This is a genomic window from Bradyrhizobium uaiense, assembly GCF_010811875.1.
Taxonomy (GTDB): Bacteria; Pseudomonadota; Alphaproteobacteria; order Rhizobiales; family Xanthobacteraceae; genus Bradyrhizobium; species Bradyrhizobium uaiense.
Map to the genome: position 1 here is coordinate 1 of NZ_VKHP01000389.1, position 5,654 is coordinate 5,654.

Annotated in this window: 5 protein-coding genes and 1 pseudogene; 2 read left to right on the forward strand and 4 right to left on the reverse strand. The window is 59.7% G+C overall.

Translation table 11 applies throughout. From position 1 onward, the window contains the following. Positions 1-1,298, forward strand: a 1,298-nt coding sequence (locus FNJ47_RS44325) for an IS5 family transposase (RefSeq protein WP_163162855.1), incomplete at its 5' end; no start/stop codon positions are given. A gap of 72 nt (positions 1,299-1,370) precedes the next feature. Next, entirely contained in the window at positions 1,371-2,159 is a 789-nt protein-coding gene (locus FNJ47_RS44330; RefSeq protein ID WP_163162857.1) for a toll/interleukin-1 receptor domain-containing protein, read from the forward strand. Between the two features lie 70 nt (positions 2,160-2,229). Here the strand turns inward: FNJ47_RS44330 and FNJ47_RS44335 are convergent, their stop codons facing one another. The 4 genes and pseudogenes from FNJ47_RS44335 to FNJ47_RS44345 all read right to left on the reverse strand — a co-directional run. After that, positions 2,230-4,278 carry a three component ABC system middle component gene (locus tag FNJ47_RS44335; protein WP_236000530.1) on the reverse strand — a complete coding sequence of 683 codons (2,049 nt, stop codon included), beginning with the start codon at positions 4,276-4,278 and terminating at the stop codon, positions 2,230-2,232. Beyond that, positions 4,275-4,514, reverse strand: coding sequence for an ABC-three component system protein (locus FNJ47_RS54085; protein WP_347341810.1), 240 nt, complete (start codon positions 4,512-4,514; stop codon positions 4,275-4,277). The genes FNJ47_RS44335 and FNJ47_RS54085 overlap by 4 nt, the downstream gene beginning before the upstream one ends. Before the next feature lie 299 nt (positions 4,515-4,813). Next, positions 4,814-5,227, reverse strand: coding sequence for a DUF3768 domain-containing protein (locus FNJ47_RS54920; RefSeq protein WP_430649480.1), 414 nt, complete (start codon positions 5,225-5,227; stop codon positions 4,814-4,816). Between the two features lie 318 nt (positions 5,228-5,545). After that, a pseudogene (locus tag FNJ47_RS44345) lies at positions 5,546-5,654 on the reverse strand (IS5/IS1182 family transposase); the annotation flags it as partial.

Genomic DNA, 5,654 nt, shown 5'->3' on the forward strand with positions numbered 1-5,654 from the left:
TGCTTCCGGCCCTGGATCAGATCATCGACATGGGTCATCCGCTGGTGCGGTTGGCGGCGCTGATCGACTGGAACGTGCTGAATGAGCGCTTTGGTTCGGTGTGCCAGGCAGGGTCAGGGCAGCCGGGCTTGCCGACGCGGCTGATCGCCGGCCTGTTCATTCTGAAGCACATGCACAACCTGTCGGATGAAGCGCTGTGCGCCCGCTGGATCGAGAACCCCTATTACCAGCACTTCTGCGGCGAATTGAGCTTCTGCCACCGGTTGCCGTTCGATCGATCGTCGATGACGCGCTGGCGGCAGCGGCTCGGCGAGGAGCAACTTGTCGCGCTGATCCAGGAAAGTCTGTCGGTGGCGCACAAGACCGGCGCGATCGGCGCGAAGGACCTGGAACGGGTGGTCGTCGATACCACGGTGCAGCCCAAGGCGGTCGCCCATCCGACCGACGCGCGGCTGATGCATCGAGCAATCGTCAAGCTGGTCGGGCTCGCCAGGCGCAACCGTGTGCCGCTGCGCCAGAGCTATCTGCGCCTGGCCAAGCGCGCCGCCATCATGGTCGGCCGCTATACCCACGCCCACCAGTTCAAACGCGCCCGGCGGCAGCTCAAGTTCCTGCGGACACGGCTCGGCCGGATCATCCGCGACATCCGCCGCAAGATTGATGGCGATACAGCGCTGGAAGCTCGCTTCGGCCCGTTGCTCGGTTTAGCGCAGCAGGTGCGCAGCCAGGATCAGCACCAACGCGGTCCAAAGGTTTATGCGTTGCACGCCCCGGAGGTCGAGTGCATCGGCAAGGGTAAGGCCCGCGCGCCCTACGAGTTCGGCTGCAAGGTCAGTATCGCCACCCCCGTGACGTCTCCGAAGGGCGGCCAATTCGTGCTTCACGCCAAGGCCCTGCACGGCAATCCCTTCGATGGGCACACGCTCGGCCCCGTGATCGCCGACATGGAGAAGCTCACCGGCGTGGAGGCTCGCCGTATCCACGTCGACAAAGGATATCGCGGCCACAATCACCCGCATCGGTTCAGAGTCTGGATCTCGGGTCAGGTCCGCCGCGTCTCAGCTCCCATCCGCCGCGAGATGAGGCGTCGCGCGGCTGTCGAGCCCGTCATCGGTCACATCAAGGCCGAGCACCGCATGGACCGCAACTATCTCAAAGGGCGTCCCGGCGACTGTATCAACGCTGTCCTCGCCGCCGCCGGCTACAACTTCGGCCTGCTCCTGCGATGGCTCGCAGAGCTCTTGCGTGCCATCATCCGAGCCTTCCTCGAGACCAACCCGGCGCCAAATATCGCCTGAGCCCGGCGGCGCGCCGGTTCTTCACGAACGACTCTGCAGCACATTTGTGACTCGAGATCAGCGGTTTAGGCAATGGCAGACGTCTTCATCAGCTACTCCAAGGCAGAACGCAAACTGACCGAAGATTTGGCGAAGATTTTGGTAGCCGCCGGCCTCACCGTCTGGTGGGACACGGAGTTGCTGCCAATCCAGCGGTTCCGGGCGGAAATTGACGCGCAGCTCAACAATTGCTCCGCCGCGGTGATCATTTGGTCGGCCACATCCGCGAATTCCGATTGGGTACTATCTGAAGCCGATCACGCCATGCGCCAAGGCAAGCTTGTCAACGCGCATCACTCTGACATTCTGCCGGAGCATCTGCCCAAGCCTTTCGGCCAGATTCACGCCGTGCCGCTGACCGACACTGACCGCATCCTCAGGGCAATCAAGCTTATCACCACCGGCAAGCCGCCCAAGGCGACTACAGTGTCCTCTGGCGAGACGAGAGCTATCGAATTCATTACAGACGCGGTCCAAGATGCGCTCAAATACGCTCCACAACTACGCGATCTGGCCGATCGCGAGGGGTGGGAAGACGACGAAACATATCCCAATGATCTGCTGAAGCTGGCTGAGCAGGTAATGGCGCCGCTCCGGCTGTTCCGCGAACGATTGCCATATATAGATATCACCAGCTATCGCGGCAGGCGGCTTGTCGAGCATCTGGATGAGGCGACGACGTACGCGCACAGGCAAATATCCAAGGAGGTCGGGTGGCTGCGGGCGCACGGCAACAGCGAGAGCGTCGTCATGGGCGCACGCGGAGATCTCTCGGTTGCGGCCGAGCGGTTGCTGGAAAAGGTGGAGCTGCCACCCAGATAAGCATCAATCTTGAGCCACTACTCAAAACACGTCGTAGTCTGCGTTATTGCGCATCGCCTGCCCCTGGGCATCAGACAAGGGGAATGTCAGGCCAATTGTCGGGCACCAGAGCTGGTGGTTTTGTCCATGGATCCTCCACCAAGGCGGCCTGGAACCAATCTTCTCTCAGATTAGCGTGTTCTGTGACAATGAGTTGAAAGCCCGGAGCATCCTGCGTGGTGAAGCGCTGCAGCGTCTCGAACAGCCGCCGAACTGCCTCAAGGTCCGCATCCTTTTGGCTTTCCGTTTGCTCAATAGAGCCACCGGCGGCCGCATAGGAAGTCTCGGAAGGGAAGTAGACTTGGGTTGGCTGGTCGATCAGCATGAACCGGGGGACGGGATGGTCGTACGTCGCCGCAAACCGATGAAGCGCCAGCAACGCGGCGAGATGGTACGCCAAATGGTTTTCGCCAAGTCCGGTTCGATTCATGTAAACCGGGCGGCCCGGTCGGTCGATGACAACTGTCAGATTGTGGAGATCGAGACGAGCAGGATACTCGCCGAACTCGCCGCCCAGATCGCGAATATAGCCCGACATGTGCAGCGCGATGTTGCTGAGCGTGGAAGTGAGGCGTGTCTCGGAATCATCAGCACCGAGCCTTTCTTCCAAGTCCGCAACCCGCGCTTTGAGTCGCCGCTGTTCCGCCTGAAGTCTCAGAAGCTCCGTATTGGGCACCAGGTTCTCTAGGAACAGGCTGATGCGCCCCACGACTCGTGATGCTGCGTTGTTTCTGTTCGCCAATAGCGTTGCCATTTCGCTCGTGGAAATGGCCGAGGAAAGCTCGACTTCCTTGCCCCGGATTTGGTCTCCAATGTCTGCCAATGCCTTCTGCTGATCGGTCAAATATGCGGCCAACGCCGGCCGCTCGCCTGTGACCGCCGTCAACTCATTATCAAGGGATTCCAGCTCGGCTAGGAGAGCTTTCGCAATCGATCCGTCCATCCCAATGTTAGCCTGCGCAAAAGGCCACTGCCATTCACCCGTGGCTTTATCGAAGGGCAGCGCCTTTATTGAGCTCAGACGTTCACGCTGCTCGTTGACCTCGTGCTGAAAACCTGCCGCGCGCTTGTTGAATTGTTCAGCACCATCAATACGGCGTTGAATTTCGCGACGCCGTTCCCTGAGATCGAGCAATTCGTTCTCGATGCTCGATACCCGCGATCCGTCGTCTTCCGGCACAGATGTTGGTTTCCAATCCAATGCCCGACGAAGAAGAACGGTTGGCGGCACGTCGCTGTCACCAAGGGGAATTTCTACTGCGCGGGCCTCTGAAAGAAGGCCGATGGCCCGTTCTTCGGAGTTGTCGATCCCCTCTCGCGCCTGTTGGAGCAGCTTCGCATTGAGACGAAGTTCACGTTGCGCGTAGCGGAGTTGAGATTCGAGCGTGAACTTGTCCTTCCCGGATATGCCTAGAAGGATAGGCAATGTATCCTTGATCGCCTGAGGCTGTTGCGGCTCGTTCTGGCGGTAGAACAACTGGTCTTTGTTCGTGACGATCCCTTGCTTCTGGAACAGATAATAGAAGGCGTGCTTCACATTCGCATCGAAGCTCACTCGACTGCTCTCGATCGGAACGTCGGTTGTATTCTCCGGAATTCCAAGCAATTGTGTGAGCAGCGCAACGACGCCATCATCGCTGTCGTTCACGGCTAGCTCCGAGAAATCCGGCGCCTCGACCTTTGCTCCGCGTCGTACATGGCCATGCTCAGGCTCAGAGCGCCCGGAGCAGGCGCCGGCTTCGCCACAAGCACTTCTTCGCCATCGAAGCGGTAGATCACCGCAAACCAAAACACGCGGTCGCGGATGACTCCCTCCGGAACGTTGAAGGTTGAACGACCCATGCAATATTTGTGGATGGTCCGCTACCACCTTCAGGAAGTAACTTCGGTTTGCGCGTTGCAAAGTCTCCCTTGAGCTTTGCTGCAGGCACAGCGGTAAAACCAGGAGCGAGAGCGAGAATGGCATCCCTTTGTCGTCCTCGGCGTGGAACCCCGCCAGCGCGCGGAAGAGAACAAGGCCGCAGAAGGCCGGGTTGAAGAGGTTTCGTATCTCTATCGGACGATCGATCCACTGCTTCATGCTGCAGCCTCAAGGATCTTGGCCAAGCGTTGCAGGAAGTGAGGATGCCAATGAACCCTAGGCCGTGGGCTGTCGTTGGCGAGAATGTGGAATGTGCCTCGAACGACGTACGGCTCGGCAACACATTCGCGGATTCTCAGCTGGCCGGTCGACTGCTCTGCCCACTTGTAGAGTTCTCTGCCAGCCTGGATACATGCCTCGTCCGCGCTTTCGTCGGTGATGTTTTCGCAGACTATCCTCGCATGCGTCCTGTGCGGGCAGCGGCCGCCGTCTTGGCGAGAAAGGTCGCTGGTCTTTCCTCAGCCGGAACTTGACATAACCGAGCACCTTCTTGTGCCGCGCGTGGATGGGGATGAAAAAACCCGCCTAGGACAGTCGCGGGATCATTTGAATCCGACGAGACCAGAGCCGCGGCTTGCGACGCCAAGTGCAACTTGAACCGTTTCAGCTCGTTTATTAGCGCCCCAGTATATCCCCTGATCCGATCCGGTAGGGCAACTCTGGCTTGCCGAAATCGCAACACAGCGCCTTGATTTCATTGGGGCGTTGGAGGGCTATAGCGTAGACAAGCGTGGATTTCTACGTCTCTTCCAGCGCGAACCGCAGCACCTTCGGGATTCCCGTCAATGGCGCCGAAGTCGTGCTCGCCGTGCGGATCGTTATCCCGCGTGAAGCTGTCGAACCTGCGCACCGCTTCGAGCAACTCGGCCAGACGATCCGGTTCGAGGCAGGTCACGCCCCCGGGGTAAGCAGGACGGTACCGCCAATGACCAGGTTGCGCCGGAAACGGTTTGGGTGTCGTTGAGCATTTGAGTTTCTCCCGTTGGTTATCGGCTGCGCCATCGCGGCCGGTCGGGAGAATTCGAGGCCGGCAGTGCGGGCAGGCAAGGAGGCTCCGCCCGAGGGCTCCCGTCTTTGGGATGCGGGTGGATGCCTTGCCGGCACGCACTGCCGGCCCATTCGCGCGACCTTTACGGCCGCGTTGGCAGCGCCAACGAGAAGGTCAGTTCGATCAAACAAACCGCTAAGAACGTCTCGCTGGTGCGTATGACGGTCAACCGGGCAAGGCCGCACCGAGGGCGAGGAAGCTCAAGCGCTACGGGCGTCGAAAGCGGTTGGTGCCTCCTGCATTGCCGCAAAAGCGCAAATGCGATCGTACGTCGGTCGCGGCAGCATGGACCGCCACAGCAATAGGAGGAAACAAGAGCAGGTCATGCGCGTGCGCGCTCGAAAGACCTTTTTGCAGAAGGTCTAGGTGGTGTGGACACTAGCGCATCCATAGAACAATGGCAGCGAGAGTGACGACGGCCCGGTAATTCCGGGCCGTTTTTTCGAAGCGGGTTGCGACACGTCGGAACTGCTTGAGCTTTGAGAAG

Excerpts from the sequence above, each read along its gene's own strand:
- FNJ47_RS44330 (WP_163162857.1), top strand. The coding sequence starts at position 1,371 with ATGGCAGACGTCTTCATCAGCTACTCCAAGGCAGAACGCAAACTGACC.
- FNJ47_RS44335 (WP_236000530.1), bottom strand. The coding sequence starts at position 4,278 with ATGAAGCAGTGGATCGATCGTCCGATAGAGATACGAAACCTCTTCAAC.